Origin of the sequence: Streptomyces sp. NPDC012466 (assembly GCF_042955215.1) — a bacterium.
Lineage (GTDB): Bacteria > Actinomycetota > Actinomycetes > Streptomycetales > Streptomycetaceae > Streptomyces.
The window spans coordinates 1,661,110-1,685,687 of record NZ_JBIBEQ010000001.1; the positions used below are offsets into that span (position 1 = coordinate 1,661,110).

Annotated in this window: 28 protein-coding genes; 14 read left to right on the plus strand and 14 right to left on the minus strand. The window is 70.9% G+C overall.

Going from position 1 to position 24,578, the window contains the following annotated elements; genetic code table 11:
- Positions 1-137: 137 nt before the first annotated feature.
- From dapF to miaA, 3 genes are all read right to left on the minus strand, one after another.
- Positions 138-1,010: a diaminopimelate epimerase gene (gene dapF, locus ACFY9E_RS07240; protein ID WP_390980139.1), complete on the minus strand. Its 873-nt coding sequence runs from the start codon at positions 1,008-1,010 to the stop codon at positions 138-140.
- Positions 1,011-1,124: 114 nt separating this feature from the next.
- On the minus strand, positions 1,125-1,637 hold the full coding sequence (locus tag ACFY9E_RS07245) for a hypothetical protein (RefSeq protein ID WP_390980327.1): 513 nt from the start codon (positions 1,635-1,637) through the stop codon (positions 1,125-1,127).
- A 108-nt stretch (positions 1,638-1,745) separates the two neighbouring features.
- The gene (gene miaA, locus ACFY9E_RS07250) at positions 1,746-2,684 is read right to left on the minus strand and encodes a tRNA (adenosine(37)-N6)-dimethylallyltransferase MiaA (protein WP_390980141.1); all 939 of its coding nucleotides are present in this window, start codon (positions 2,682-2,684) and stop codon (positions 1,746-1,748) included.
- A gap of 182 nt (positions 2,685-2,866) precedes the next feature.
- Between miaA and ACFY9E_RS07255 the strand changes: the two genes are divergently transcribed.
- Both ACFY9E_RS07255 and ACFY9E_RS07260 read left to right on the plus strand, forming a co-directional pair.
- The gene (locus ACFY9E_RS07255) at positions 2,867-3,136 is read left to right on the plus strand and encodes a hypothetical protein (RefSeq protein WP_390980143.1); all 270 of its coding nucleotides are present in this window, start codon (positions 2,867-2,869) and stop codon (positions 3,134-3,136) included.
- Positions 3,137-3,162: 26 nt separating this feature from the next.
- Positions 3,163-3,486: an Rv0909 family putative TA system antitoxin gene (locus ACFY9E_RS07260; protein WP_390980145.1), complete on the plus strand. Its 324-nt coding sequence runs from the start codon at positions 3,163-3,165 to the stop codon at positions 3,484-3,486.
- A 149-nt stretch (positions 3,487-3,635) separates the two neighbouring features.
- Here ACFY9E_RS07260 and ACFY9E_RS07265 read toward each other — a convergent pair whose 3' ends face one another.
- The 4 genes from ACFY9E_RS07265 to ACFY9E_RS07280 all read right to left on the minus strand — a co-directional run bounded on the left by ACFY9E_RS07265 (position 3,636) and on the right by ACFY9E_RS07280 (position 7,703).
- Positions 3,636-4,352 carry a class III extradiol dioxygenase subunit B-like domain-containing protein gene (locus ACFY9E_RS07265; RefSeq protein WP_390980147.1) on the minus strand — a complete coding sequence of 239 codons (717 nt, stop codon included), beginning with the start codon at positions 4,350-4,352 and terminating at the stop codon, positions 3,636-3,638.
- Between the two features lie 58 nt (positions 4,353-4,410).
- Entirely contained in the window at positions 4,411-5,925 is a 1,515-nt protein-coding gene (miaB, locus tag ACFY9E_RS07270; protein ID WP_390980149.1) for a tRNA (N6-isopentenyl adenosine(37)-C2)-methylthiotransferase MiaB, read from the minus strand.
- Positions 5,926-5,988: 63 nt separating this feature from the next.
- Entirely contained in the window at positions 5,989-6,642 is a 654-nt protein-coding gene (locus ACFY9E_RS07275; RefSeq protein WP_361118681.1) for a response regulator transcription factor, read from the minus strand.
- Positions 6,642-7,703, minus strand: coding sequence for a histidine kinase (locus ACFY9E_RS07280; RefSeq protein ID WP_390980152.1), 1,062 nt, complete (start codon positions 7,701-7,703; stop codon positions 6,642-6,644). Before ACFY9E_RS07280 ends, ACFY9E_RS07275 begins: the two co-directional genes overlap by 1 nt.
- Before the next feature lie 110 nt (positions 7,704-7,813).
- Between ACFY9E_RS07280 and ACFY9E_RS07285 the strand changes: the two genes are divergently transcribed.
- Both ACFY9E_RS07285 and ACFY9E_RS07290 read left to right on the plus strand, forming a co-directional pair.
- The gene (locus ACFY9E_RS07285; RefSeq protein ID WP_390980154.1) at positions 7,814-8,299 is read left to right on the plus strand and encodes a TrkA C-terminal domain-containing protein; all 486 of its coding nucleotides are present in this window, start codon (positions 7,814-7,816) and stop codon (positions 8,297-8,299) included.
- Between the two features lie 4 nt (positions 8,300-8,303).
- Positions 8,304-9,521, plus strand: a complete 1,218-nt coding sequence (locus ACFY9E_RS07290) for a cation:proton antiporter (RefSeq protein WP_390980156.1) — start codon at positions 8,304-8,306, stop codon at positions 9,519-9,521.
- 61 nt (positions 9,522-9,582) lie between these two features.
- Here ACFY9E_RS07290 and ACFY9E_RS07295 read toward each other — a convergent pair whose 3' ends face one another.
- Positions 9,583-9,990, minus strand: coding sequence for a MazG nucleotide pyrophosphohydrolase domain-containing protein (locus ACFY9E_RS07295; protein ID WP_390980158.1), 408 nt, complete (start codon positions 9,988-9,990; stop codon positions 9,583-9,585).
- Between the two features lie 97 nt (positions 9,991-10,087).
- On the opposite strand from ACFY9E_RS07295, the gene ACFY9E_RS07300 reads away from it, so the two are divergent.
- Complete coding sequence (locus ACFY9E_RS07300) at positions 10,088-11,089, plus strand: TAXI family TRAP transporter solute-binding subunit (protein ID WP_390980160.1); 1,002 nt, start codon at positions 10,088-10,090, stop codon at positions 11,087-11,089.
- A 27-nt stretch (positions 11,090-11,116) separates the two neighbouring features.
- On the opposite strand, the gene ACFY9E_RS07305 is transcribed toward ACFY9E_RS07300, so the two are convergent.
- Positions 11,117-12,523 (minus strand): ATP-binding protein, encoded by a 1,407-nt coding sequence (locus ACFY9E_RS07305; RefSeq protein WP_390980162.1) that lies wholly within the window; start codon positions 12,521-12,523, stop codon positions 11,117-11,119.
- Positions 12,524-12,532: 9 nt separating this feature from the next.
- Complete coding sequence (locus tag ACFY9E_RS07310; RefSeq protein WP_390980164.1) at positions 12,533-13,219, minus strand: response regulator; 687 nt, start codon at positions 13,217-13,219, stop codon at positions 12,533-12,535.
- A gap of 290 nt (positions 13,220-13,509) precedes the next feature.
- On the opposite strand from ACFY9E_RS07310, the gene ACFY9E_RS07315 reads away from it, so the two are divergent.
- The 8 genes from ACFY9E_RS07315 to ACFY9E_RS07350 all read left to right on the plus strand — a co-directional run bounded on the left by ACFY9E_RS07315 (position 13,510) and on the right by ACFY9E_RS07350 (position 19,867).
- Positions 13,510-14,286 (plus strand): amino acid ABC transporter ATP-binding protein, encoded by a 777-nt coding sequence (locus tag ACFY9E_RS07315; RefSeq protein WP_190054048.1) that lies wholly within the window; start codon positions 13,510-13,512, stop codon positions 14,284-14,286.
- 82 nt (positions 14,287-14,368) lie between these two features.
- Positions 14,369-15,208 carry a transporter substrate-binding domain-containing protein gene (locus ACFY9E_RS07320; protein WP_390980166.1) on the plus strand — a complete coding sequence of 280 codons (840 nt, stop codon included), beginning with the start codon at positions 14,369-14,371 and terminating at the stop codon, positions 15,206-15,208.
- 84 nt (positions 15,209-15,292) lie between these two features.
- Positions 15,293-15,958 (plus strand): ABC transporter permease subunit, encoded by a 666-nt coding sequence (locus ACFY9E_RS07325; RefSeq protein WP_390980168.1) that lies wholly within the window; start codon positions 15,293-15,295, stop codon positions 15,956-15,958.
- A complete protein-coding gene (locus ACFY9E_RS07330) occupies positions 15,955-16,851 on the plus strand; it encodes an ABC transporter permease subunit (RefSeq protein WP_390980170.1) in 897 nt (298 codons plus the stop codon). The genes ACFY9E_RS07325 and ACFY9E_RS07330 overlap by 4 nt, the downstream gene beginning before the upstream one ends.
- A gap of 176 nt (positions 16,852-17,027) precedes the next feature.
- A complete protein-coding gene (locus tag ACFY9E_RS07335) occupies positions 17,028-18,635 on the plus strand; it encodes an FAD-dependent monooxygenase (protein ID WP_390980329.1) in 1,608 nt (535 codons plus the stop codon).
- Between the two features lie 108 nt (positions 18,636-18,743).
- Complete coding sequence (locus ACFY9E_RS07340; protein ID WP_310851512.1) at positions 18,744-18,815, plus strand: putative leader peptide; 72 nt, start codon at positions 18,744-18,746, stop codon at positions 18,813-18,815.
- Positions 18,816-18,914: 99 nt separating this feature from the next.
- Entirely contained in the window at positions 18,915-19,451 is a 537-nt protein-coding gene (locus tag ACFY9E_RS07345; RefSeq protein ID WP_390980172.1) for a cysteine dioxygenase, read from the plus strand.
- On the plus strand, positions 19,448-19,867 hold the full coding sequence (locus ACFY9E_RS07350) for a rhodanese-like domain-containing protein (protein WP_390980173.1): 420 nt from the start codon (positions 19,448-19,450) through the stop codon (positions 19,865-19,867). The genes ACFY9E_RS07345 and ACFY9E_RS07350 overlap by 4 nt, the downstream gene beginning before the upstream one ends.
- Positions 19,868-19,951: 84 nt before the next feature.
- On the opposite strand, the gene ACFY9E_RS07355 is transcribed toward ACFY9E_RS07350, so the two are convergent.
- The 3 genes from ACFY9E_RS07355 to recA are packed head-to-tail and all read right to left on the minus strand — an operon-like array spanning position 19,952 to position 22,399.
- Positions 19,952-20,392, minus strand: a complete 441-nt coding sequence (locus tag ACFY9E_RS07355) for a GNAT family N-acetyltransferase (protein ID WP_390980175.1) — start codon at positions 20,390-20,392, stop codon at positions 19,952-19,954.
- Positions 20,393-20,452: 60 nt separating this feature from the next.
- Positions 20,453-21,271, minus strand: coding sequence for a recombination regulator RecX (gene recX / locus ACFY9E_RS07360; RefSeq protein ID WP_390980177.1), 819 nt, complete (start codon positions 21,269-21,271; stop codon positions 20,453-20,455).
- A gap of 3 nt (positions 21,272-21,274) precedes the next feature.
- Positions 21,275-22,399, minus strand: coding sequence for a recombinase RecA (recA, locus tag ACFY9E_RS07365; RefSeq protein ID WP_390980179.1), 1,125 nt, complete (start codon positions 22,397-22,399; stop codon positions 21,275-21,277).
- Positions 22,400-22,728: 329 nt separating this feature from the next.
- Between recA and ACFY9E_RS07370 the strand changes: the two genes are divergently transcribed.
- Positions 22,729-23,283, plus strand: a complete 555-nt coding sequence (locus tag ACFY9E_RS07370; protein WP_390980180.1) for a hypothetical protein — start codon at positions 22,729-22,731, stop codon at positions 23,281-23,283.
- 22 nt (positions 23,284-23,305) lie between these two features.
- Here ACFY9E_RS07370 and ACFY9E_RS07375 read toward each other — a convergent pair whose 3' ends face one another.
- The gene (locus ACFY9E_RS07375) at positions 23,306-24,571 is read right to left on the minus strand and encodes an AI-2E family transporter (protein ID WP_390980182.1); all 1,266 of its coding nucleotides are present in this window, start codon (positions 24,569-24,571) and stop codon (positions 23,306-23,308) included.
- Between the last annotated feature and the right edge of the window lie 7 nt (positions 24,572-24,578).

Below are 24,578 nucleotides of genomic sequence, written 5' to 3' on the forward strand. Positions count from 1 at the left end.
AGGGACGAATGTGAGGTTTGTACCCCCGCACGCCGCGGCCCACACGATGTGATTCTCGCCAAGTGGCCGATTGGCAACGGTGGTTTCAGGTCGGACGGCCGAGGGCGCGCGGATGTTTCAGGACGGCCCGCCCCGGCTCACGCGGACCGGGCGGCGTCCAGCCAGTCCGCGTCGATCTCGCCCTCGGCCACGATCACGGCCGGGCCGGTCATCTCGATCTCGCCGTCGGGCCGCTCGGTGATCACCAGGGTGCCGCCGGGGACGTCCACGGTGTACGTCACGGGGGTGCCGGTGACCGTCGGATCGGCGCCGTCACGCCGGGCGGCGGCCACGGCGACCGCGCACGCGCCCGTGCCGCACGAGCGGGTCTCGCCGGAGCCGCGCTCGTGCACGCGCAGCGCGACGTGCCCGGGGGCGCGGTCGACCACGAACTCGACGTTCACACCCTCCGGGTAGGCGGCGGCCGGACTGAAGGGCGGCGGGGCGTGCAGATCGCCGGCGTGCGCCAGGTCGTCCACGAAGGCGACCGCGTGCGGGTTGCCCATGTTGACGTTCCGCGCGGGCCAGCTGCGCTCGCCGACACTCACCGTGACGTCGCCGTCGGGCAGCACCGCCTTGCCCATGCCCACGGTCACGTCACCGTCCTTGGCGATGTGCACGGTCTTCACGCCCCCGCGGGTGGCGACCGCGAGGTCTCCCTCGGTCACGTGACCGGCGCGCTGGAGGTAGCGCGCGAACACCCGCACACCGTTGCCGCACATCTCCGCGACCGAGCCGTCGCCGTTGCGGTAGTCCATGAACCACTCCGCCTCGGCCGCCATGCCCTCGGCCTCCGGGTGCGCCGCGGACCGCACGACGTGCAGCAGCCCGTCACCGCCGATGCCCGCGCGCCGGTCGCACAGGGCGGCGACGGCGGCCGGGGGCAGGTCGATGGCGTTCTCGGGGTCCGGGACGATCACGAAGTCGTTCTCCGTGCCGTGACCCTTGAGGAAGGCGATCCGCGTGCTCATGCCTCGATCGTAAGGGGTGGCCACGACAACGCCTCGGCGCGTCCGCGGCGGTGCTCCCGCATCCCCGGAGACCCCGGTGGCGGCGAACCCCGTGGGGGGCGCGCCGTACGGCGATCAGCGCAGCCGCGCCACGCGCCACACGGCGAGGACCACGACCACGGCCACGACGAGGGCGTACGCGAGGGCGACCCGCCAGTCGGGTCTGCGGCCGGAGCCCTTGGCGGGCAGGCCCGGCCAGGTGTAGCCGACGCGGCGGGCGGCCATCATGCCCCAGCCGGCCGCGCAGGAGCAGATCAGCAGGCCCAGCATGGCGATGACGGCCCCGCTGTCGCCGAAGTCGAAGGCGAGCGGGAACGCGAACATCAGGGAGCCGAGTGCCGCGAGGCTCACGATGGGTGCCAGCTGCCAGATACGGAGCCGGCGCTGCGGGCGCAGCTCGACCTCGACCTCGTCGGCGAACATCTCGCCGGGCTCGGGACCGTCGTCCGTCACGCCCTGCGTCTCGTCGGGCCCGTCGGAGCTGAGGTGGTCCGCTTCCTGCTCGGGTGCGTCCCCGCGCTCCGCCCCATCCCGCTCGGCGGTGATGTGATCGGTGCTTCGTGCGGTGTCGCGAGGGCCGGCCTCCATCGCCACGCGCCCTCCCAACTAGGACTCAACTCGGTCGATCGAAGCTCGATGATGGCACGCCGCCGAAGGACCGGATGACGGCCTGGGCGTCCCGATGCCATGACGTGATCAGGCTGTAACCGGTCGTTCGACCAAGGACAGCGCGAGCTGCGGAAGTTCCGTCAGATCGGCCGCTGCCCCACTCAACCAGTGCACCCGCGGGTCGCGCCTGAACCATGAATCCTGGCGGCGCGCGAAGCGCTTGGTGGCACGGACGGTCTCGGTCCGCGCTTCCTCCAGGGTGCACTCCCCGGCGAGCGCCGCGAGCACCTGCTGGTAGCCGAGGGCGCGCGAGGCCGTACGCCCTTCGCGCAACCCCTGCGCCTGGAGTGCGCGCACCTCGTCCACCAGGCCGGCGTCCCACATCCGGTCGACCCGGCGCGCGATGCGCTCGTCGAGCTCGGGGCGGGCCACGTCGACGCCGATCTGGAGGGTGTCGTACACCGAGTCGTGGCCGGGGAGGTTGGCCGTGAAGGGTCTGCCGGTGATCTCGATCACCTCCAGGGCGCGCACGACCCGGCGGCCGTTGCTGGGCAGGATCGCCCGAGCGGCCTCGGGGTCGGCGGCGGCCAGGCGGGCGTGCAGCGCGCCGGAGCCGCGCAGCGCGAGTTCCTCCTCCAGACGGGCGCGGACCTCGGGGTCGGTGCCCGGGAACTCCAGGTTGTCGACGGCCCCGCGCACGTACAGCCCTGAGCCGCCGACCAGGATCGGCCAGCGGCCCTCGGCGAGCAGCGCCTCGATCCGTTCCCGGGCCAGGCGCTGGTACTCGGCCACGGACGCCGTGACGGTCACGTCCCAGATGTCCAGCAGGTGGTGGGGGACGCCACCGCGTTCCTCGGGCGTCAGCTTGGCGGTGCCGATGTCCATCCCTCGGTAGAGCTGCATGGAGTCGGCGTTGACGACTTCGCCGCCGAGACGCTGGGCCAGGAAGACGCCCAGATCGGACTTTCCGGCCGCGGTGGGACCGACGACGGCGATGACGCGGGGGGCGGGGGGTGCACTGCTCACCGACCCAGTCTCGCAAACCTCCCGCCCTGGTCTCGAACGAGTTACGTGACGCGACGGCCGCGGGGTCGTTGCCCGTTGCGAGGTTCCTGCCGCCAGATCGCAGAGGCGGTGGCCCGGGCCGCGCAAACCGACGCACCGGGCAACGCGGGATTTCGCCCGCACGAGTAACGTATGGAGTGGATATGGGCGTTTTTGCACGACTTTTCCGGCGGTCGAAGGCCACGGCGGAGACGCCTGCGGCCGAGGCTCGGACGGACACGGCGACGGCCGAGCCCGAGACGGAGGCGGCCGAGACCGCGGAGGCGAAGAGCGGCGACGGAACGGGGGAAACGGCCGAGCCGGCTGCCGAGGCCACCGCGGAGGTCACCGAGACCGAGGGCGTCGACATCCCCAAGCAGCAGTCCACCGACAAGGCGGCCGACAATGAGGCGGGCGAGGGCGCCCGCACGTGACCGCCCCGCGCGAGGGAAGGTGAGCCATGGGCCTCCTCGACAACGTGAAAGCCAAGCTGGGCCCGGCCAAGGACAAGGTCTCGGACCTCGCGCAGCGGCACGAGGGCACGATCCACCACGGTCTCGACAAGGCCGCGCAGGCCGTCGACAAAAGGACCAAGGGCAAGTACAGCGACAGGATCCAGTCGGGCACGGGCCGCGCCAAGGGCGCCGTGAACCGGCTCGCGCACAAGGACGACGGCGCACCGAACACGGGCGGCACGACGGCGCCGTCCGGCGCGAACGGCACGACTCCACCGCCGACCGCGGGCGGCCCGCCGCCGCCGGAGGCACCACCGCCCACGTCCTGAGCGCATCGGCGCAGAAGGTTCCGGGCGCGCATCGGCACACGGAGAGGAACATCGGCGGACGGCCGGGGAGCTCAGGGGCTCCCCGGCCGTCCGCCGTTTGCCGCGCCCTTCGTCCGGTGTCCCGGCGCTCGCGCGCCCTGCCGTCCCGCCTAGGACCAGACGGCGACGACGTACCCCACGCCGTACGGCGCGTCCTCGTACAGCAGCGATCCGCCGAGGCCGGTGCCCTCGGCCGCGCCCGCCAGCACCTGCCAGGGGGCCCGGCCGGACGCCTTCAGTTCGTGCGCCGGCCCGGTGTCCAGAGAGGCGAGTGCCGCGATGTCCGCCGCGCCGAGCGCCCGCGCGACCTCCGCGTCGAAGGGCGCCGCCCGTTCGTCCAGATAGCCCGGAGCCTTGAGCGTCCGGCACGCGCTGGCGTCTCCCATCACCAGCAGGGCCACCCGATCGTCCCGGGCGGCGATGTCCCTGCCGGTCCGCACGCACGACTCGGGCGGGTACGACTCCCCCACCCCGAGCCCCTCGACCGGGGCGTCGGACCACCCGGTCCGCTCCAGCAGCCAGGCGGCCACCGCCAGTGCGTACGGCAGTCGCGGTCCCGGGTCCGCGCCTTCGGCCGCTCCCAGCCGTACGTCCAGGTCGACACCGAAACCCCGGAAGGATCCCCGGGTGCCCTCCGGGTACGTCTCGGGCCCGGCACGGTCCGCCGCCGGGCCGACGACCACCAGTCGGCCCGGCCGGGCCGCGGCGAGCAGGCCCAGCGCGTCCGTGCAGGCTGCCCGCGCGGCATCCAGTTCCGGGGCGGCGCCCGCGGCGACCTCGGGGAGCAGGAGGGGTGGGCAGGGGCAGACAGCTGCGGCGACAAGCATGATCGGCAGGGTAACTCTCAGGGGCCGCTGCCACCGCACAGGGCGGCGGCGGCCCGGCTCAGTCGCAGCCGCACCCGCTTGCCACGGCAGGCAGCGGCTCGGGGGCGCCGATCCTGGGCAGGCCCAGCATCACCCCGACGGGCTTGGCCTTCTCGGCCGCGTTCCGCTTCTCCCAGGCGTCGCCCGCACGGGTGCGGCGTACGTCCAGCACGGCGCCCTCGGCGAGGAGGTGGTGCGGGGCGGCGTAGGTGATCTCGACCGTGACCACGTCGCCGGGGCGGACCTCCTGGTCCGGCTTGGTGAAGTGGACCAGGCGGTTGTCGGGGGCACGGCCGGACAGCCGGTGGGTGGTGTCGTCCTTGCGACCCTCGCCCTCGGCGACCATCAGCTCCAGGGTGCGGCCGACCTGCTTCTTGTTCTCCTGCCAGGAGATCTCCTCCTGGAGGGCGACGAGTCGCTCGTAGCGCTCCTGGACGACCTTCTTGGGGATCTGGCCGTCCATCTCGGCGGCCGGGGTGCCGGGGCGCTTGGAGTACTGGAAGGTGAACGCCTGGGCGAAGCGGGCCTCGCGCACCACGTGCAGCGTCTGCTCGAAGTCCTCCTCGGTCTCGCCGGGGAAGCCCACGATGATGTCCGTGCTGATCGCGGCGTGCGGGATGGCGGCGCGGACCTTCTCGATGATTCCGAGGAAGCGCTCCTGACGGTAGGAGCGGCGCATCGCCTTCAGGACCGGGTCCGAGCCGGACTGGAGCGGCATGTGCAGTTGCGGCATGACGTTCGGCGTCTCGGCCATGGCGGCGATGACGTCGTCGGTGAAGTCCCGCGGGTGCGGGGAGGTGAAGCGGACGCGCTCGAGGCCGTCGATCTTCCCGCAGGCGCGCAGCAGCTTGCTGAAGGCCTCTCGGTCGCCGATGTCGGAGCCGTACGCGTTCACGTTCTGCCCGAGCAGCGTGATCTCGGAGACGCCCTCGGCGACCAGGGCCTCGATCTCGGCCAGGATGTCGCCGGGGCGGCGGTCCTTCTCCTTGCCGCGCAGGGCCGGAACGATGCAGAAGGTGCAGGTGTTGTTGCAGCCGACGGAGATGGAGACCCAGGCCGCGTAGGCGCTCTCGCGGCGGGTGGGCAGCGTCGAGGGGAACGCCTCCAGCGACTCGGCGATCTCGACCTGCGCCTCGTCCTGCACGCGCGCGCGTTCCAGGAGGACGGGCAGCTTGCCGATGTTGTGCGTGCCGAAGACGACGTCCACCCAGGGCGCCCTCTTCACGATGGTGTCGCGGTCCTTCTGCGCGAGGCAGCCGCCGACCGCGATCTGCATGCCGGGGCGGCTCGCCTTCTTGGGAGCGAGGTGGCCGAGGTTGCCGTACAGCTTGTTGTCGGCGTTCTCACGCACCGCGCAGGTGTTGAAGACGACGACGTCCGCCTCGTCGGCGCCCTCCGGGGCACGGACGTAGCCCGCGTCCTCCAGCAGTCCGGACAATCGCTCGGAGTCGTGGACGTTCATCTGGCACCCGTAGGTGCGTACCTCGTATGTGCGCGTGCCGCCCACTGACTGGCTCCGGTCGATGCTGCTCATGGGGACAAGGGTAGGCGGTCGGCGAAAGTGACTCGGCCGCCTGTGGACAACCCCGCATCCGCCTCAGGGTTCGATGAGTCCCGCCCTGATCGCGTACCGGGTCAGCTCCAGGCGGTCGCGCATGCCGAGTTTCTGGAGGAGGTTGGCGCGGTGGCGTTCGACGGTCTTGGCGCTGATGAAGAGCAGTTCGCCGATCTCCTTCGAGGTGTGGCCCTCGGCGACCAGTTTGAGGATCTCCTCCTCGCGTTCGGTGATGGCCCTCTCCGGCAGGCCGTCGCCGCGGTGCAGCCGCTCCAGGTAGGAGCGGACGAGGGCGCGTTCGGCGCCCGGGTAGATGAACGGCTCGTCGCGCACGGCCGCCCGGCAGGCCTCGACCAGGTCGCGGTCGGCGACGGACTTGAGGACGTAGCCGCTGGCCCCGGCCCGGAGCGCCTCGAAGAAGTACTCCTCGTTGTCGTACATCGTCAGGATCAGGATGTGCAGGCCGGGCAGCCGGCGGGAGAGTTCCCGGGCGGCCTGGAGGCCGGTCATCCGGGGCATGGCCACGTCCAGGACGGCGAGGTCGACGGGGGTCTCGCGGGCGCGGGCGACGGCCTCGGCCCCGTCTCCGGCCTCGGCGACGACCGTCAGGTCCGGTTCCCCGTCCAGGATGAGGCGCACGCCCCGGCGCACGAGGGTGTGGTCGTCGGCGAGCAGGACGCGGATCGGGGTGGACATCAGCGGGGTCCTTCGGTCACGGGTACACGCGTCGTCAGCGGTATGCGCAGCCGTACGTCGGTGCCTGCGCCCGGGGCCGGTTCCAGGGTCAGGGCGGCCCCGATCAGCAGCGCGCGTTCGCGCATGCCCGTGATGCCGGAGCCTTCGGGGCCGCCGCCGAGGCCGGTGCCGTTGTCGCGCACGAGGAGTTCGACACCGCCGGGGACCGGCTGGAGGCGGAGTTCGGCGAGGTCGGCGGCGGCGTGCCGGGCGGTGTTGGTCAGGCCCTCCTGGGCGACGCGGTAGACGACGAGTTCGGATTCGGGGGTCAGGCCGGGGAGCTCGCCGGTGACGTGGTGACGCACGGTCAGCCCGTGGGTGGTGAACTCGGCGGCGAGCGAGCGCAGGGCGCTGGCCAGCCCGAGTTCCTCCAGCACGCCGGGGCGCAGGCGCCGGGCGATCCGGCGGATCTCGTCCAGGCCGGCCCGGGTAGCCTCCTGCGCCTGGCCCACTTCCTCGCGCAGGTCCTCGGGCGCCCGGTCGGCGACGCGCTTGAGCTGGAGGAGGACGGCGGTCAGGGTCTGCCCGACCTCGTCGTGGAGCTCCCGGGCGATCCGGTGCCGTTCGCTCTCCTGCGCGGACAGCGCCCGGGCGGCGCCCGCGGCCCGCTCGGCCTCCAGCCGGTCGAGCATCGTGTTGTACGTCGTGATCAGCCCGGCCGTCTCCGCCGGTCCCGCGACGACGGGCCGGGAACCCGGTCGCAGCAGATCCGCGGTGGCCATGGCCCGGTCGAGGCGCTGCAGGGGCACCAGGCCGAAGCGCAGCACGAGCGCGTTGCCGGCGAGCAGCAGCACCAGGCCGCCGAGCAGGACGAGGGCCTCGCCCGCGAGGACGGGGGTGGACACGGTGACCGGGCCGAGCAGCAACGCCGTGGCCACGACCAGGCCGACCGCGTTGAGGGAGAAGATCCGCCAGAACAACGACACGCTTCCGGATCCGCTCCTTCCCGCCTTCGCGCGGTGCACCGCCCCCTCCAGCCTCTCCGGCGGCCGGCCGTTGCGTATATCCGTCACAACACCCATGTCGTCACCGTACGGCTGGATGGGAGCATGCGGACTTGACCCGTCCGATGATCGGCACCGCTCATCAGGCCGACAAAGTACGACAAACGAGACGAACAAGGGGAAGTAACGTGTCAGCTCCGCGCCTGAGGGCGACGCCGCTACCGGGTATCGGGGTCCAGTACGACCTGGAGACCCGGGAACACCGCCATCTGTCGGTGGTGGCGCACCGCGACGGCACGCGCACGGTGAACGTCTACCGGTCCGACGACCCCGACTCGTGCGCGCACTCCCTGCGGCTCACCAGCTCGGAGGCGGGTTCGCTGATCGACGCCCTGAAGCCGTCCCACCACAGCCCGAGCCTGCTGTACACCACGGACCTGGGGCTGGTCGCCGAGCGGATCGAGGTGGCCGCGACCTCGCACTGGAACGGGCGGGTGCTGGGCGACATGCGGATGCGGACGGAGACGGGGGCGTCGGTGGTGGCGGTGCTGCGCCGAGCGGAGGCCATCCCGTCGCCCGTGCCGGACTTCCGGCTGGCCGGCGGTGACACGCTGATCGTCGTCGGGACCCGTGAGGGCGTCGACGCGGCCGCGACCATACTCGGGCGGGAGTGAGCCTTTGCACTCCGCGGTTCTGCTCATCGAGTTCGGTTCCATCATTCTCGGCCTCGGCCTGCTCGGCCGGTTCGCCGGCCGGTTCCGGCTCTCCCCCATACCCCTGTACCTCCTGGCCGGTCTCGCGTTCGGCGAGGGCGGTCTGCTGCCGCTGGGCGCGAGCGAGGAGTTCATCGCCACGGGCGCGGAGATCGGCGTCATCCTGCTGCTGCTGATGCTGGGCCTGGAGTACACGGCGAGCGATCTGGTCTCCAACCTCAAGACCCACTACCCGTCCGGGCTGGTCGACTGCGCCCTCAACGCGCTGCCCGGGGCGGCCGTGGCACTGCTGCTCGGCTGGGGCCCGGTGGCCGCCGTCGTGCTGGCCGGTGTCACCTGGATCTCGTCGTCCGGCGTGATCGCGAAGGTGCTGGGCGACCTGGGCCGGGTCGGCAACCGGGAGACGCCGGTGATCCTCAGCGTGCTGGTGCTGGAGGACCTGGCGATGGCGGTGTACCTGCCCATCGTCACGGCGCTGGTGGCGGGCGTCGGGCTGATGGCCGGGAGCGTGACCCTGGCGATCGCGCTGGGCGCGGCCGGGCTCGTGCTGTTCCTGGCGGTGCGCTACGGCAGGGTCATCTCGCGGTTCGTCTCCAGCGACGACCCGGAGAAGCTGCTGCTGGTGGTGCTGGGCCTGACCATCCTGGTCGCGGGGGTCGCACAGCAGCTCCAGGTGTCGGCCGCGGTGGGGGCCTTCCTGGTGGGCATCGCCCTCTCGGGGGAGGTCGCCGAGGGTGCGCACACCCTGCTGAGCCCCTTGCGTGACCTGTTCGCGGCGGTCTTCTTCGTCTTCTTCGGGCTGCACACCGACCCGTCGAGCATCCCGCCCGTCCTGCTGCCGGCCCTCGGACTGGCCCTCCTCACCGCGCTGACGAAGATCGCCACCGGGTACTGGGCGGCCCGGCGCGCCGGGATCTCCGTCAAGGGGCGCTGGAGGGCGGGCGGCGCGCTGGTGGCGCGCGGCGAGTTCTCGATCGTCATCGCCGGCCTGGCGGTGTCCGCGGGCATCGAACCGTCCCTCGGCCCCCTGGCCACGGCCTACGTGCTGATCCTGGTGGTCCTGGGCCCGCTCACCGCGCGCTACACCGAGCCGGTGGCGACCTGGTGGGCACGGCGCCGCGAGCCCCGCCACCCGCAGCCCGCGCCCCGGGCGGCAGAGGCCGAGGCACCGGTCGCCGACTGAGGAGGGAATGGGCCGGGCGGCCCGAATCCGCGCGTGACCGGCCCAGGGCGTGACCCGCCGGTCAGGCACCCCCGCCCGGCACCCACCCCTGCTTGCGCAGTACTCCCGGCACGTCCGGTGCCTCGTAGTGCTGGCCCTTGAGGACCTTGCCGTCCTCCCGGCGGGATACCGAGCCGTCGGGGCCGATCTTCGTCATGTTGGAGCGGTGGATCTCGGCGAGCACCGCATCCAGATCGATGCCGTGCACGAGGGCGGTGCCGTACGCGACGTAGACCACGTCGGCCAGCTCGTGGGCGAGCCGGTCGAGCGGGCCGTGCACCGACACCTCGGCGACCTCCGCGGCCTCCTCGGCGAGGAGTTCACCGCGGTGCGCCGCGAGTTCCGGCGAGACCTCCGTCGGCGTACTGCGGGCGTCCAGGCCGAAGGCGCGGTGGAATTCACGGACCAGATCGGCGGGCGAAGAGCTCATGGGGGCGACTGTAGCGGCGGCCACCGACACTCCCCCGTGGACGCCTTGTGACCCCTGCCCTGGTCACCGGGGCACCCCGGCTGGCAGGATCGCCCGCATGTCCAGGACGTTCCCCCGTATCGGCAGGAGCCGGGCCCTGCAGGGCGGCGCCGCCTCCCTCGTGGTCCTCGGCCTGCTGCTGTGGTGGCTGCGCCCCTGGGCCGAGGAGCCGCCGGCCGGAACGATCACGTTCAGCACGGGCACCCGTGCGGGGGTCTACCACGAGTACGGGGAACTCCTGCGCAACGAGATCGACAAGGACATGCCCGACTTGAAGGTGCGGCTGCTGACCAGTGCCGGCTCGCAGGAGAACGTCGCCGACGTGGCGACCGGCAAGGCCGACTTCGCGATCGCGGCGGCCGACGCGGTCGCCACGTACAAGCTCGACAACGCGCCGGGCGCCGACCGGCTGCGCGGCCTCGCGCGCCTGTACGACGACTACGTCCAGCTCGTCGTACCGCCCGACTCGGACATCCGCTCCGTCGCCGACCTGCGGGGCAAGCGCGTGGCCATAGGGCTGCCCGACTCCGGCGTGCGGCTGATAGCCAACGGTGTGCTCAGGGCGGCCGGCATCGACCCGGAGAAGGACATCAAGCCGTCCTCGGACGGCATCGACACCGGGCCCAAGCGCCTGGGGCACGGCCTCGACGCGTTCTTCTGGTCGGGCGGGCTGCCCACGGACGGGCTCAGCCGGCCGGCCAAGAAGTCGGCATCGGCCTTCCGGTTCGTGCCGATCGACGCCTCGCTCGTGGCCGAGCTGCACGACCAGGGCGGTGCCACGCGCTACTACCGCGCCACCAAGATGCCGGAGTCGGCCTACCCGACCATCCAGCGCGGCAAGCCGGTACCGACCCTCGCGGTGTCCAACCTGCTGGTCACCCGCAGCGACATGGACCCCCGGCTCACCGAGTGGCTGACCCGTACGGTGCTGGACAGCCGGGACCTCATCGGGGCGACCGTCCACTCCGCCCAGCTGGTCGACGTCCGCACGGCGATCTACACCGACCCGCTGCAACTGCACGTCGGCGCCCAGCGCTACTACCAGTCGGTCAAGCCGTAGCGCCGGGCCTATGGCGGTCACCTGCCGTCAAGCCGTCGGCGCCGACCTCGGCACCGCCACCGTCACCTTCAGCCCGTGCGGCTCGTGACGGTCGAACGCGATCGAACCGCCGCCCGCCGCGAGCAGCGCCCGCGAGATGGACAGGCCGAGGCCCGAGCCCTTCACGTTCTGATGCCGGCCACTGCGCCAGAAGCGGTCGCCGACGCGGGCCAGCTCCTCGTCGGTGAGGCCCGGGCCGTGGTCGGTGACGACGACGGTGGAGAGGTCGCCCCTGGAGGCGACGGTCACCTCGACGACCTGGTCCTCCGGCGTGAACTTCACCGCGTTGTCGATGACCGCGTCCAGCGCGCTGGAGAGGGCGACGGGGTCGGCCCACGCGGTCGTCGGCGGGCAGTCGCCCACCAGGCGCACGCCCTTGGCCTCGGCGGTCGGGGCCCAGGCCGCGAGGCGTTCGGCGGCCAGCTCGCCGATGTCCGTGATCCGCAGATCGGCCTCGGTGTGCTCGGCCAGCGCCAGGTCGAGCAGGTCGTCCAGAACCTGCGCGAGACGCTTGCCCTCGGCCTGGACCGAGGCGATCTCCTTGTTGCCCTCGGGCAGTTCGAAGGAGAGCAGCTCGATGCGCAGCAGCAGCGCCGCGAGGGGGTTGCGCAACTGGTGGGAGGCGTCGGCGACGAAGGCCCGCTGCTGCTCCAGCACGTCCTCGACGTTGTCGGCCATCTCGTTGAACGACCGGGCCAGGCGCCTGAGTTCCGGCGGCCCGCCGGCGGCGGCGACCCGCGACTTGAGCCGCCCGGTGGCGATGTCGTGGGTGGTGGCGTCCAGGACCCGTACGGGCTTGAGCACCCAGCCGGTCAGCCGCAGGGCGGCACCGACGGCCAGCAGCATCGCGGCGAACTCGCCCGCACCGATGACCAGCCAGCCGTGCAGCGTGCGCGAGCGCAACTGCCCGGTCGGCGAGTCGGTGACGACGACCGCGACGACATCGCCGTCCCGGATGACCGGCGAGGCGACCACGAGATTGCGGCGCTGCCAGGGCCACACCTGCTGCGGGTCGTGGCTGCGGCGGCTGAGCAGCGCCTCGTCGAACGCGTCCCGTACCTCGCCCTCCTTCGGCAGCGACCACCTGGCCGGGGCGTGGGCCATGGCACTGCCGCTGCGGTAGAAGACCCCGGACCGGATGCCGTAGACCTCGTAGTAGCTGGTCAGCTCGCTGCTCAGGGTGGCGAGGCGCTCGTTCTCGAAGGCGTCGGCGGTGCCGTCGGGCGAGTCGGTGACGAACTGGGCGAGGGCGGCGAAGCGAGCCGTGTCGTCGATCCGGTCGACGACGACCTTCTGCTGCTGCGCCCCGGCGAGGCTCACCGCGAGCGGGACACCGAGCGCGAGCAGTACGGCCGCCATCAGGACGATGAGCAGCGGGAGCAGACGAGTGCGCACCCGGCCCCGCTACCCGGCAGGCGCGACGAGCCGGTAGCCGACTCCGCGAACGGTCTCGATGAGGGCCGGCATGCGCAGCTTGGCGCGCAGCGACGCGACGTGCACCTCCAGGGTGCGTCCGGTCCCCTCCCAGCTGGTCCGCCACACCTCGCTGATGATCTGCTCCCGGCGGAAGACCACTCCGGGCCGCTGCGCGAGCAGGGCCAGCAGATCGAACTCCTTGCGGGTCAACTGGATCACGGACCCGTCCACACTGACCCGGCGCGTGGGCAGTTCGATGTGCACCGGCCCGAGCCGCAGCTCGGTCTCGATGCCGCTGGAGGTGTCCTCGTGCGCGGTGCGCCGGCTCACGGCGTGGATGCGGGCGAGCAGCTCCCCCGTGTCGTAGGGCTTCACCACGTAGTCGTCGGCGCCCAGATTGAGGCCGTGGATGCGGGAACGCACGTCGGAGCGGGCGGTGACCATGATCACCGGAGTGCTGGTGCGCTTGCGGATCTTGCCGCAGACCTCGTATCCGTCCTGGTCGGGCAGGCCGAGGTCGAGCAGGACGACGCCGAAGCAGTCGCCCTCGGGAACGAGTGCCTGGAGGGCCTCCTCACCGCTGCGCGCGTGCGTGACGTCGAACCCGTGCCGCGCCAGAACCGCCGACAGGGCGGCGGCGACGTGGTTGTCGTCCTCGACGAGCAGCAGTCTCATCCGGGCCCCCTTCGGTTCACTGGTCGTACGATCTGGTTGTGTACGAAAACGCGTGCACGCGCGCGCGTGCACCCTGTGCAGTCACGCTGATGGATGAGGACGGCGTCAAGAGGGTTCCGGTTGCGGACCGCTTCCGTTATCCGGCTGGTATGAGCGCCGCTCCCCAGTGCTACGACATGTGTCCGATTGCTATCGGATCGTGATGCTCAGATCTCCCTCAGATGTAATGACGCAGGTCGTAGAGGGTTACTACTGTCCTCCGAAACCGAGGAGGACGGAGCCTGAGAGCGATGACCGAAGTATCGGTGGCCAAGGAAGATGTGGCCGCGACCGGAGAACTGGTCGTCCTGAAGAGCGTCAACAAGCACTTCGGCGCGTTGCACGTACTCCAGGACATCGACCTGACGATCGCCCGCGGTGAAGTCGTCGTGGTCATCGGGCCCTCCGGGTCCGGCAAGTCCACCCTGTGCCGCACCATCAACCGCCTGGAGACGACCGACTCCGGCTCGATCACGATCGACGGCAAGCCGCTTCCCGCCGAGGGCAAGGAACTGGCCAGGCTGCGCGCCGACGTCGGGATGGTCTTCCAGTCCTTCAACCTCTTCGCGCACAAGACCGTGCTCGAGAACGTGATGCTCGGCCAGATCAAGGTCCGCAAGAAGGACAAGAAGGCCGCGGAGGAGCGGGCCCGTGCCCTGCTCGACCGGGTCGGCGTGGGCGCGCAGGCCGAGAAGTACCCGGCGCAGCTCTCCGGCGGCCAGCAGCAGCGCGTCGCGATCGCGCGAGCCCTGGCCATGGAGCCGAAGGTGATGCTCTTCGACGAGCCGACCTCCGCGCTCGACCCCGAGATGATCAACGAGGTGCTGGAGGTCATGCAGCAGCTCGCCCGCGACGGTATGACCATGATCGTGGTCACCCATGAGATGGGTTTCGCACGATCGGCTGCAAACCGCGTGGTGTTCATGGCGGATGGCCGAATCGTCGAGGAGGCTGCGCCCGACCAGTTCTTCAGCAATCCGCGCAGCGACCGTGCCAAGGACTTCCTGTCGAAGATCCTGCACCACTGACGGCGCGGGTCGCGTCCGACGCGCCCCAAGTCGCCCACCCCTTGAGGGCCTGCATCTCTTCACCAGCCAAAGGATGTTCATCATGAAGCTCCGCAAGGTCACCGCCGCCTCGGCCACCGTCTTCGCTCTCGCCCTGACCGCCACCGCCTGCGGCGGCGACAAGAACGAGGGCGGCGGCTCCGGTTCCGGCGACGGCAAGACGATCACGGTCGGCATCAAGTTCGACCAGCCCGGCCTCGGCCAGAAGACGCCGCAGGGCTACGCCGGCTTCGACGTCGACGTCGCCACGTACGTCGCGAAGAAGCTCGGTTACGACGCCGACCAGATCGAGTGGAAGGAAGCCAAGAGCGCCGACCGCGAGACCATGCTCCAGCGTGGTGACGTCGACTTCATCGCGGCGACCTACTCGATCACCCCCGAGCGTCAGGAGAAGGTCGACTTCGCCGGCCCCTACCTTCTGGCGCACCAGGACGTTCTGGTCCGCTCGGACGACAACAAGATCAAGTCGCCCAAGGACCTGAACAACGCCAAGCTGTGCTCGGTCACCGGCTCCACCTCTGCCCAGAACGTCAAGGACAAGCTGGCTCCCAAGGCGCAGCTGCAGCCGTACCCGACGTACTCCGCGTGCCTGCCCGGCCTGCAGAACGGTGCCGTCGACGCGCTGACCACGGACGACTCGATCCTCGCCGGTTACGCCGCCCAGTCGCAGTTCAAGGGCAAGTTCAAGCTCGGCGGCTTCAAGCTGACCAACGAGAACTACGGCATCGGCGTCAAGAAGGGCAGCGACCTCAAGGCCGACATCAACAAGGCCCTCGAGGACATGGTCGCCGACGGTGCCTGGCAGAAGGCCGTGGACAAGAACCTCGGCCCGGCCAACTACAAGAACGAGCCGGCGCCGAAGATCGGCGACATCAAGAGCTGAGGCAACGCCTGACAGGGTGCGCCGCCCACCGGAAGGGGCGGCGCACCGGCGTGGGCATCCCTACACGCGGAAGCACGGGAGATCGTGTTCGACTTTCTTGAGGATTACGACCTGCTGGGAGCCTTCTGGACGACAGTGCAGCTCGCTGTGCTCTCCGCCGTCGGCTCCCTGATCTGGGGCACCCTGCTGGCCGCCATGCGCGTCGGACCGGTGCCGCTGATGCGCGGTTTCGGGACCGCTTACGTGAACATCGTGCGGAACATCCCGTTGACCGTCATCATCCTGTTCACGTCGCTGGGCCTGAACCAGACGTTGGGAGTCTCCCTCGGCGCGAACGACGTCGAGACGATCAACTTCCGGCTCGCCGTCCTGGGCCTGATTCTCTACACCTCGTCCTTCGTGTGCGAGGCGCTGCGCTCCGGCATCAACACGGTGCCGGTCGGGCAGGCGGAGGCGGCCCGCGCGATCGGTCTGAGCTTCAACCAGGTGCTCGGTCTGGTCGTGCTGCCGCAAGCGTTCCGCTCGTCCGTCGTCCCGCTCGCGAACGTGCTGATCGCCCTCATCAAGAACACCACGGTGGCCGCCGCCATCGGTGTCGCCGAAGCGGCGGTACTGATGAAGGAGATGATCGAGAACGAGGCCCAGCTGCTGCTGATCTCGGCGATCATCGCGTTCGGTTTCGTGGTTCTGACGCTGCCTACCGGCCTGTTCCTCGGCTGGCTGGGCAAGAAGGTGGCGGTGAAGCGATGAGCTCCGTTCTCTACGACGCTCAGGGACCGCGCGCCAAGCGGCGCAACATCATCCTCACGGTGGTCTTCCTGGTCGCCCTCGCGGCCCTGCTCTGGTGGGTCTTCGGGACCCTCAAGGACAAGGGCCAGCTGGAATGGGCCCTGTGGGAACCGTTCTTCTCCGGCTCCGAGGCCTGGTCCACGTACATCTGGCCGGGTCTGCAGAACACGTTGAAGGCCGCCGTCCTCGCGGTGATCATCGCGATGCCGCTCGGCGCGGTCCTGGGCATCGCCCGCCTGTCTGACCACGTGTGGGTCCGGGTGCCGGCCGCGGTCGTGGTCGAGTTCTTCCGGTCCATCCCCGTGCTGGTCCTGATGATCTTCGGTCTCGCGCTGTTCGCCGAATACACCAACGTCACCTCCGACGACCGTCCGCTCTATGCGGTCGTCACCGGCCTGGTGCTCTACAACGCCTCCGTGCTCGCGGAGATCGTCCGGGCGGGCATCCTGTCCCTGCCCAAGGGACAGTCCGAAGCGGCGATGGCGATCGGCCTGCGCAAGGGCCAGCTGATGCGCCTGATCCTGCTGCCTCAGGCCGTCACCGCGATGCTCCCGGCCATCGTGAGCCAGCTCGTCGTGATCGTGAAGGACACCGCACTCGGCGGCGCCGTCCTCACCTACTCCGAACTGCTCTCCTCGGCGAACACCATGAGCGGCTACTACGGCGCGAACATCATCGCCAGCTTCACCGTCGTGGCCGTCATCTTCATCGCGCTCAACTTCGCCCTCACCTCGTTCGCAAGCTGGCTGGAGCGCCGACTGCGGCGGGCCAAGAAGTCGACGGGCGCGGTCGTCGGTGCGAATGACGCGGAGATCGCCGGCACGGCCGGCACCGGCGCCGGAGGCACCGTCTGACACGCGTTCACCTCGCGTGACACACTCAGGGGCAGTGGCATGATCGCCACTGCCCCTGGTCACTTGACGCAAGCACCGGCAATGGGTTGCATACGTTCTGTGATCGTGCACCCTGCTCCACCTTCGTGTTCACCTACGTCTCTCAGGACACCACCGCGGGCAGGGGGCGCCACGCCGTGGACCCGGTGATCATCGTCGGAGCGGGGCCCGTCGGGCTCACGCTCGCCCTGGCTCTGGCGCGTCAGGAGGTGCCCTGCGTCGTCCTCGACGAAGGGCCGGGCAAGGACGAACCCCGCGCTGCGCGCACCGTCGTCCTGCGCGAGGACACCGCCGCCCTGATGGAACGGCTGACCGGCGTGCCCCTCGCCCGGGCCGGTGCGCACTGGGCCGGATGGCGGTCGATGCGGCGCAAGCAGGTGATGCGCGAGATCGTCTTCGACGGCAGCGAGCCCGCTCCCCTGCACATCGCCCAGCACGTCCTCACCAACGCGCTGCGCGCGGCCCTCTCGGGCGAACGGCTCGTCAAAGTCGCGGTGGAGAGCCGCCTCGACGGCCTCGAACAGGAGCCCTCGGGCGTCACGGCCCACACCCGCGGCCCCAAGGCCACGTGGTGGCGTGGCAGTTACCTGGTCGGCTGTGACGGCCCCCGCTCGACCGTCCGCAAGCTCCAGGACATCCGCTTCCCGGGCCGTACGGCGGTGGAACGTCACGCCGTCGCCGCGCTCCGCACGGAACTGCCCTGGTACGACGAGGCGTTGCTGCACCGTCAGCCGCCCTGGCGCATGTCCGGTCCCTCCGCCGGCGAGGTCACCGCCCGCCCTCTTCCGGACGGCGTGTGGCGCCTGGACTGGCTCCTGCCGCCCGGCAAGGACCTGGTCACCCCCGAACTGCTGCTCACCCGCATCCGGGAGACCCTGGCCGGCTGGGCGGGCGGCACGACGCCGCCGTACGAGTTGCTGGACACCGGTGTGCACACCGTCCACCACCGGCTGGCCCGCCGCTGGCGCGCCGACCGGGTGTTCCTCGCCGGGGACGCCGCCCATCTGCTCGGCGCGCTCGGTACGCACGGGCTGGACGAGGGGCTGCGGGACGCCGACAACCTCGCCTGGAAACTGGCCCTGGCCTGGCACCACGGGCCGCACGAGGCCCTCCTCGACAGCTACCAGACGGAACGGCGGGCGGTCGTCGCCGCCCGGCTCCGCGCCGCCGACCAGGCACTGCCCTTGCTGCGCGGCGGCGGAGGCCTGCGCGCGGTCGTCCCCGGCTCGTCCCGCGGCCACGACGCCCTGCTCACGGAGGGTCACCTGGGGCAGGGCCAGCTCGGCGCGCCGGGGGCGTACGCCGACTCGCCGCTCGCGCCCCAGCGCCTCGAAGGCGAGGTGCCGGTCGACACCCCCCTCGGAGCACCGGTCACCGACGTACGGGTCACCGCGGAGGACGGCACCTTCGTGCGGCTCCGGGACCGGCTCGGCCGGGGGGCGCTGCTCGTGGTGCTCATCGCGCCGGGCACGGGCGTCTGGGAGCGCAAGCACTGGGTCGGCGCCGGCATCATGCCGCAGCTCGCGGCGGCGGTCACGGCACTGCCGCATCCGGCGGAGCTGCTCGTCGCCGAGAGCTATCCGGGCGCCGCCGCGCATACGGTGCTTCTGGTGCGCCCCGACGGGCACCTCGTCACCGCGCTGGGCGGGGTACGCCCGGCCGACCTGTACGCGGCGGCGGAGGCCGCGGTGGGCGGACCGGTGAAAGCGCAGGCAGAGGCCGGTGCTTCGGCCGGCTCACGCTGACGCCGACCCCGCGACGACGTGCTCACTGTCACGGTGCGTCCGCATGGTGACAGTGAGTTGACCCGCCCGGACGGTCATGGTGTACTCCGGTGCGTGACCGACACCTGTGTGCGCCTGTGGCGGAGGGTCCATATGGACCTCCTCCGCTATGCGGGCTGCGTGTGTCGCCCGTCCTGCTGACTTCGCATTCCCCTTTCTCCTTGTGCGCGCGCCGCGCTCTGTCCGTCGGCTGCCGCGCCTTGCTCGCGAACTCTCATCAGGACCTTCAGGACGGCACCCGTGTCTGTATCCCCTTCCGCGTCCCCCTCTGTCTCCTCCGGTGCGGCTCCCACCCAGGCCGACCTCTACGACTTCGTCCGGCGCACGGCCGCCGACGCCGAGCTGATCGACTCCCTGCCGCTCGACCCGGAGGGCCGCACCTGGGTGCGGCTGGACGGGCCCGGCGGCAGCGAGGCCTGGCTGATCGGCTGGCCGCCGGGCACGGGCACCGGCTGGCACGACCATGCCGACTCGGTCGGCGCCTTCCTGACCGCCTCGGGTGAGCTCAAGGAGAACTCGCTCGCCGCGCGGCTGCCCACCGACGGCTGGAAGACCCTCGAACTCACCGAGGACGTGGACCGGGAGCGGCGGCTGCGGGCCGGCCAGGGCCGCGCCTTCGGCCGGCACCACGTCCACGAGGTGCTCAACGAGTCCACGGACCGGCACGCGATCTCCGTCCACGCCTACTACCCGCCCCTGCCGCAGATCCGCCGCTACAGCCGCAGCGGCCCTATCCTGCGGCTCGAGCAGGTCGAGCGCCCGGAGGACTGGCAGTGAGCACCGCACCCGGCTCGGCGAGCCGCGACCCCCAACCGCCTGTCGGCATCGACGAGTTGCTGGAGCGTGTCCGGGCGGGCTACGAGCGGATCGAACCGCGGGAGGCGTACGAGGCGGCCCGGGCCGGCGACGCACTGCTGGTCGACATCCGCTACGCCGCCCTGCGCGAACGGGACGGCCTCATCCCGGGCGCCGTGGTCGTCGAGCGCAACGAACTGGAATGGCGCCTCGACCCCCAGGGCAGCCACCGCCTCCCGGAGGCGACGAGTCACGCCCTGCGCATCGTCGTGCTCTGCAACGAGGGCTACGCATCCAGCCTGGCTGTCCAGTCCTTGCACCAACTGGGCCTGCACAGGGCCACGGACCTGATCGGGGGCTTCCAGGCTTGGCGGGAGGCGGGGTTTCCGGTGGTGTGAGGCGGAGTGAGCTTGTCAGCCGCTTGCTGCGCCGGGTGGGCCTGTGGCACCGGAAGGCAGCCTCCGGTTCGAGGGCTGAACCTTCTACGGGAGGTAGCGGCGGAAACCCTCCGCGAGGGCTGAGAAACCGCACGCCTTGTAGAAGGTGTGGACGTACTCGTCATCCGCCGCGAGCAGCTGGATCTTGTAGCAGCCCGCTGACTCACCCAGCCGAACCACAGCCTCCATCAGTCGTCGGCCGACACCACGCCGCTGGAAGGCGCCGGCCACCACGACGTTCTCCACGAACAGGATGGCCCTGCCCCCGCGCGTGAGGTTCGGCATGACGATGCAATCCGCCGTTCCGGCCAGAGCGTCGTCTGCATCAGCCACCAGTATCGTGCGTCCCTGCTGCCTCGATATGGCCGCCCAGATGACATCCGCGGTCGCCTGAGGCAAGGGCGCGTCGTCCGGATTCAGTTCGCCGTACAGAGCCAGCAACGCTGACACGTCCGCCTCAGCCGCCGCCCGCACACTGATCTTCATGCGCTGAGCCTAGGTCGGCGACAGCCGCCCTCAGATCTCGTCCCCGTCAGGACACCACCCTCAGAACCCCTCCTCCTCAAGGAACTCCGTGTCCTCGCCCTCTTCCTCCAGCGCCTGGCGGACGACCCGCAGGGCCATGCCCTCGGGGTAGCCCTTGCGGGCGAGCATGCCCGCGAGGCGGCGGAGGCGTTTGTCGCGGTCGAGTCCGCGGGTGGAGCGGAGCTTGCGCGCGACGAGCTCACGCGCGGTTGCCTCTTCCTGCTCCGAGTCGAGCTGGGAGACGGCCTCGTCGATCAGCGTGGAGTCGACGCCCTTGGTCCGCAGCTCCCGGGCGAGCGCACGCCGGGCCAGTCCTCTGCCGTGGTGGCGGGATTCCACCCAGGCGTCCGCGAAGGCGCTGTCGTTGATCAGGCCGGCCTCTTCGAACCGCGACAGCACCTCCTCCGCGGCGTCGTCGGGGATCTGCCGTTTGCGCAGGGCGTCGGCGAGTTGCTTGCGGGTGCGCGGGGTCCCGGTGAGCAGACGCAGGCAGATCGCCCGAGCCCGCTCGACCGGGTCCCCTGGAGGTGCCTCCTGCTCGGCCCTCGACGAGGAGAGGGCACCTCCGTCCTCGGCATCGGCCGCCGCCTCCCCGAACCCGGAGCCACGCCGGCGACGGCCACGACCACCCCTCGGCCCGCCGTCACGCGAGCCGCCTCCGGGTGAGCCGCCCCCGCGCGGCCCGGTGTCGTCGCCGTACTGCCGGTCGCCCTCGGGGGGCGTCTGCCCGGGGCCGCCTTCCCCGTCCGGGGCTGAGCTCGTGTCGCCTCCGGTGCCCCTCCCCCGGGGGACACCGGAGGCGGCGTACTCGTACTCCGCCCATTCGGTTCGCCGTGTCACGGGTCAGCTCTTGGCTGCGGCGGCCTTGGACTTGGCGGTCTTGGCCGGTGCGGGAGCCGGGACAGCCGGCGTCGCGTCGGCCGGTGCGGAGACCGCGGCGTCCGTGCCCGGCTCGGCGGCCGGTTCCTCGGGACGCACGCCGACGCCCAGCTTCTCCTTGATCTTCTTCTCGATCTCGTTGGCCAGGTCGGGGTTGTCCTTCAGGAAGTTGCGCGCGTTCTCCTTGCCCTGGCCCAGCTGGTCGCCCTCGTACGTGTACCAGGCGCCGGCCTTGCGGACGAAGCCGTGCTCCACGCCCATGTCGATCAGGCCGCCCTCACGGCTGATGCCCTGGCCGTAGAGGATGTCGAACTCGGCCTGCTTGAAGGGCGGCGCGACCTTGTTCTTGACGACCTTGCAGCGGGTGCGGTTACCGACCGCCTCCGTGCCGTCCTTCAGGGTCTCGATGCGGCGGATGTCGATGCGCACCGAGGCGTAGAACTTCAGCGCCCGGCCACCGGTCGTGGTCTCCGGGGAGCCGAACATCACGCCGATCTTCTCGCGGAGCTGGTTGATGAAGATCGCGGTGGTCTTGGACTGGTTGAGCGCGCTGGTGATCTTTCGCAGGGCCTGGCTCATCAGGCGGGCCTGCAGACCGACGTGGCTGTCGCCCATCTCGCCCTCGATCTCCGCGCGCGGGACGAGCGCGGCGACGGAGTCGATGACGATGAGGTCGAGGGCACCGGAGCGGACCAGCATGTCCACGATCTCCAGGGCCTGCTCGCCGTTGTCCGGCTGGGAGAGGATGAGGTTGTCGATGTCGACGCCGAGCTTCTTCGCGTACTCGGGGTCGAGGGCGTGCTCCGCGTCGACGAAGGCGACCTGCCCGCCGGCCTTCTGCGCGTTCGCCACCGCGTGCAGGGTCAGCGTGGTCTTGCCGGAGGATTCCGGTCCGTAGATCTCCACGACGCGCCCGCGGGGCAGACCGCCCACGCCGAGGGCCACGTCCAGGGCGGTGGAGCCGGTCGAGATCACCTCGATGGGCTCGTTGGTCCGGTCGCCCATGCGCATGACCGCGCCCTTGCCGAATTGCCGTTCAATCTGTGCGAGAGCGGCTTCCAGGGCCTTCTCGCGGTCGGTTCCTGCCATGGGTTCCACCCGATTTGCTTGAGTCGATCGCTTCACGTCAAAGACGCTAACGCCTGCCACTGACAATGCGCCCCGACGCACGTCCGGCCTGTGGATAACTCGGGCACATCTCTACTCAAAGTACGTCGAAACGCCCCTCGTTGAGCCTCGCCGGCGCCTCCATGAGAATGGATGTTCGATTTTCGTGTCAAGCGCACCACGCCGCACCCCGCCCGGGTTCCGTGCCGAGGCGTGCGCGTGTGGCGGTGCGCGCCGACACCGGGAGCACACGCGCCGGAGTACCGTGCGTCCTGCACAGCAGGCGCGCGTGCTCACAGGGGGAGAGACGGATGTGCCGGATCACCGCGGCGGGCAAGGAAGCCGCCGTCACACGGTTCCTTCAGGAGTTCCCAGAAGGGCAGAGGTCCGGCCGGGATCACCCCGCGCTGCGCGGCTGCGACGACATCACCTGGGCGGACTTCCCCGGGTGCCCCGCCGGGGTCCCGCCCCTCCTGCGAGGTCTGCTGGACCCGGCCGCGGCTCGCGAGGCCGAGCGGGTGCTCTGCAATGTCCTGATGGACGGTGTCTTCACACTGGGCCCGGCCATGCCGGCGGCGCTGCCGTTCCTGCTGCGGCTCGCCGCCGATCCGGCGGTGCCGGTGCGGACCGAACTGGTCGAGGTCCTGTTCGTCGTCGCGGAGCTCTCGCATCCCGTCGACGGCGCCGGCCAGCAGGCGGTCCGATTCCTGGGCAGCGACCACGACCACCCGGAACGCGCACGATGCAGGGCCGTGTTCGCCGAGCATGCCGAACTGGTGCGCGAGCTGCTGGACGACCGGACACTGCCGGACGGGTTCATCCCACCCGACGAGCGAGAGAGCCTCTTGAAGGCCGCGACGCCGTAGGAACCCGCCGGGCCCGGGCCCCTCAGGAGGAGCTCTTCCCGGAGCCCTCGCCTCTGGGCCGCTCCGCGCCCGGCCGCCGTGCCCACAGCCCTCGCGCGCGCGTGAGCAGGGCCGGTCCCTCTCCCCCGCGGCGGTGCCCGTGCACCCGGGGGTCGTCCGTGACGTCGTAGCGCTTCACATACGCCCCCAGGAAGGCCTGGAGCGTGGCGATGGCGGGGATGGCGATCAGCGCGCCGACGGCGCCGAGCAGGGCGGTGCCGGCGATGACCGAGCCGAAGGCCACGGCGGGGTGGATGTCGACGGTCTTGGAGGTCAGCTTGGGCTGCAGCACGTAGTTCTCGAACTGCTGGTAGATGACGACGAAGACCAGGACCCACAGCGCGTACCAGGGATCCACGGTGAACGCGATCAGCATGGGCAGGGCGCCCGCGAGATAGGTGCCGATGGTGGGGATGAACTGCGAAACCAGGCCCACCCACACCGCGAGCACGGGCGCGTAGGGCACGTCCAGGGCCTGCAGCAGGACGAAGTGCGCCACGCCGGAGATCAGCGCCATCAGGCCGCGGGAGTAGATGTAGCCACCGGTCTTGTTCACGGCGATCTCCCACGCGCGCAGCACCTCGGCCTGGCGGGCGGGGGGCAGGACCGAGCAGATGGCGCGGCGCAGTCGCGGACCGTCCGCGGCGAAGTAGAACGAGAACAGGGCGATCGTCAGCAGTTGGAAGAGGCCCCCGATCACCTGGGCGGACACGTCCAGGACGCCGGTGGCGCTGTTCTGGACGTAGTTGCGCAGCCAGTCGGAGCGGAGCAGGCCCTCCTGGATGTCGACGCGCTTCAGATCGGTCTTGAAGTGCGTGTTGATCCAGTTGATGACGGAGTCGAGGTAGCCGGGGAAGCCCTCGATCAGCTTGATGATCTGGTCCGCGAGGACGGAACCGAGCAGGGTGACGAAGCCTGCCGACACGATCATCACGCCGATGAAGACGATGAACGTGGCCAGCCCCCTGCGCATGCCGCGTGAGGCCATCCAGCTCACCGCGGGCTCTATGGCGAGTGCCAGGAAGAACGCGATGACGATGTTGATCAGCAGGCCGGTGAGCTGGTGGAAGGCCCAGCTGCCCAGCTGGAACGCGGCGACGAGGGCGAGCGCGAGCACCATGGCGCGCGGCAGCCAGCGCGGCATGCGGCCGATCGCGCCGGCCCCGCCGACGGGGGGCCGGGCGGGCGGCGTCGTACCGGAAGCTGGGGGCTGCTGGGCTGCCTGCCCGGACTCGTCAGTGGGTGCCACGGTCCAA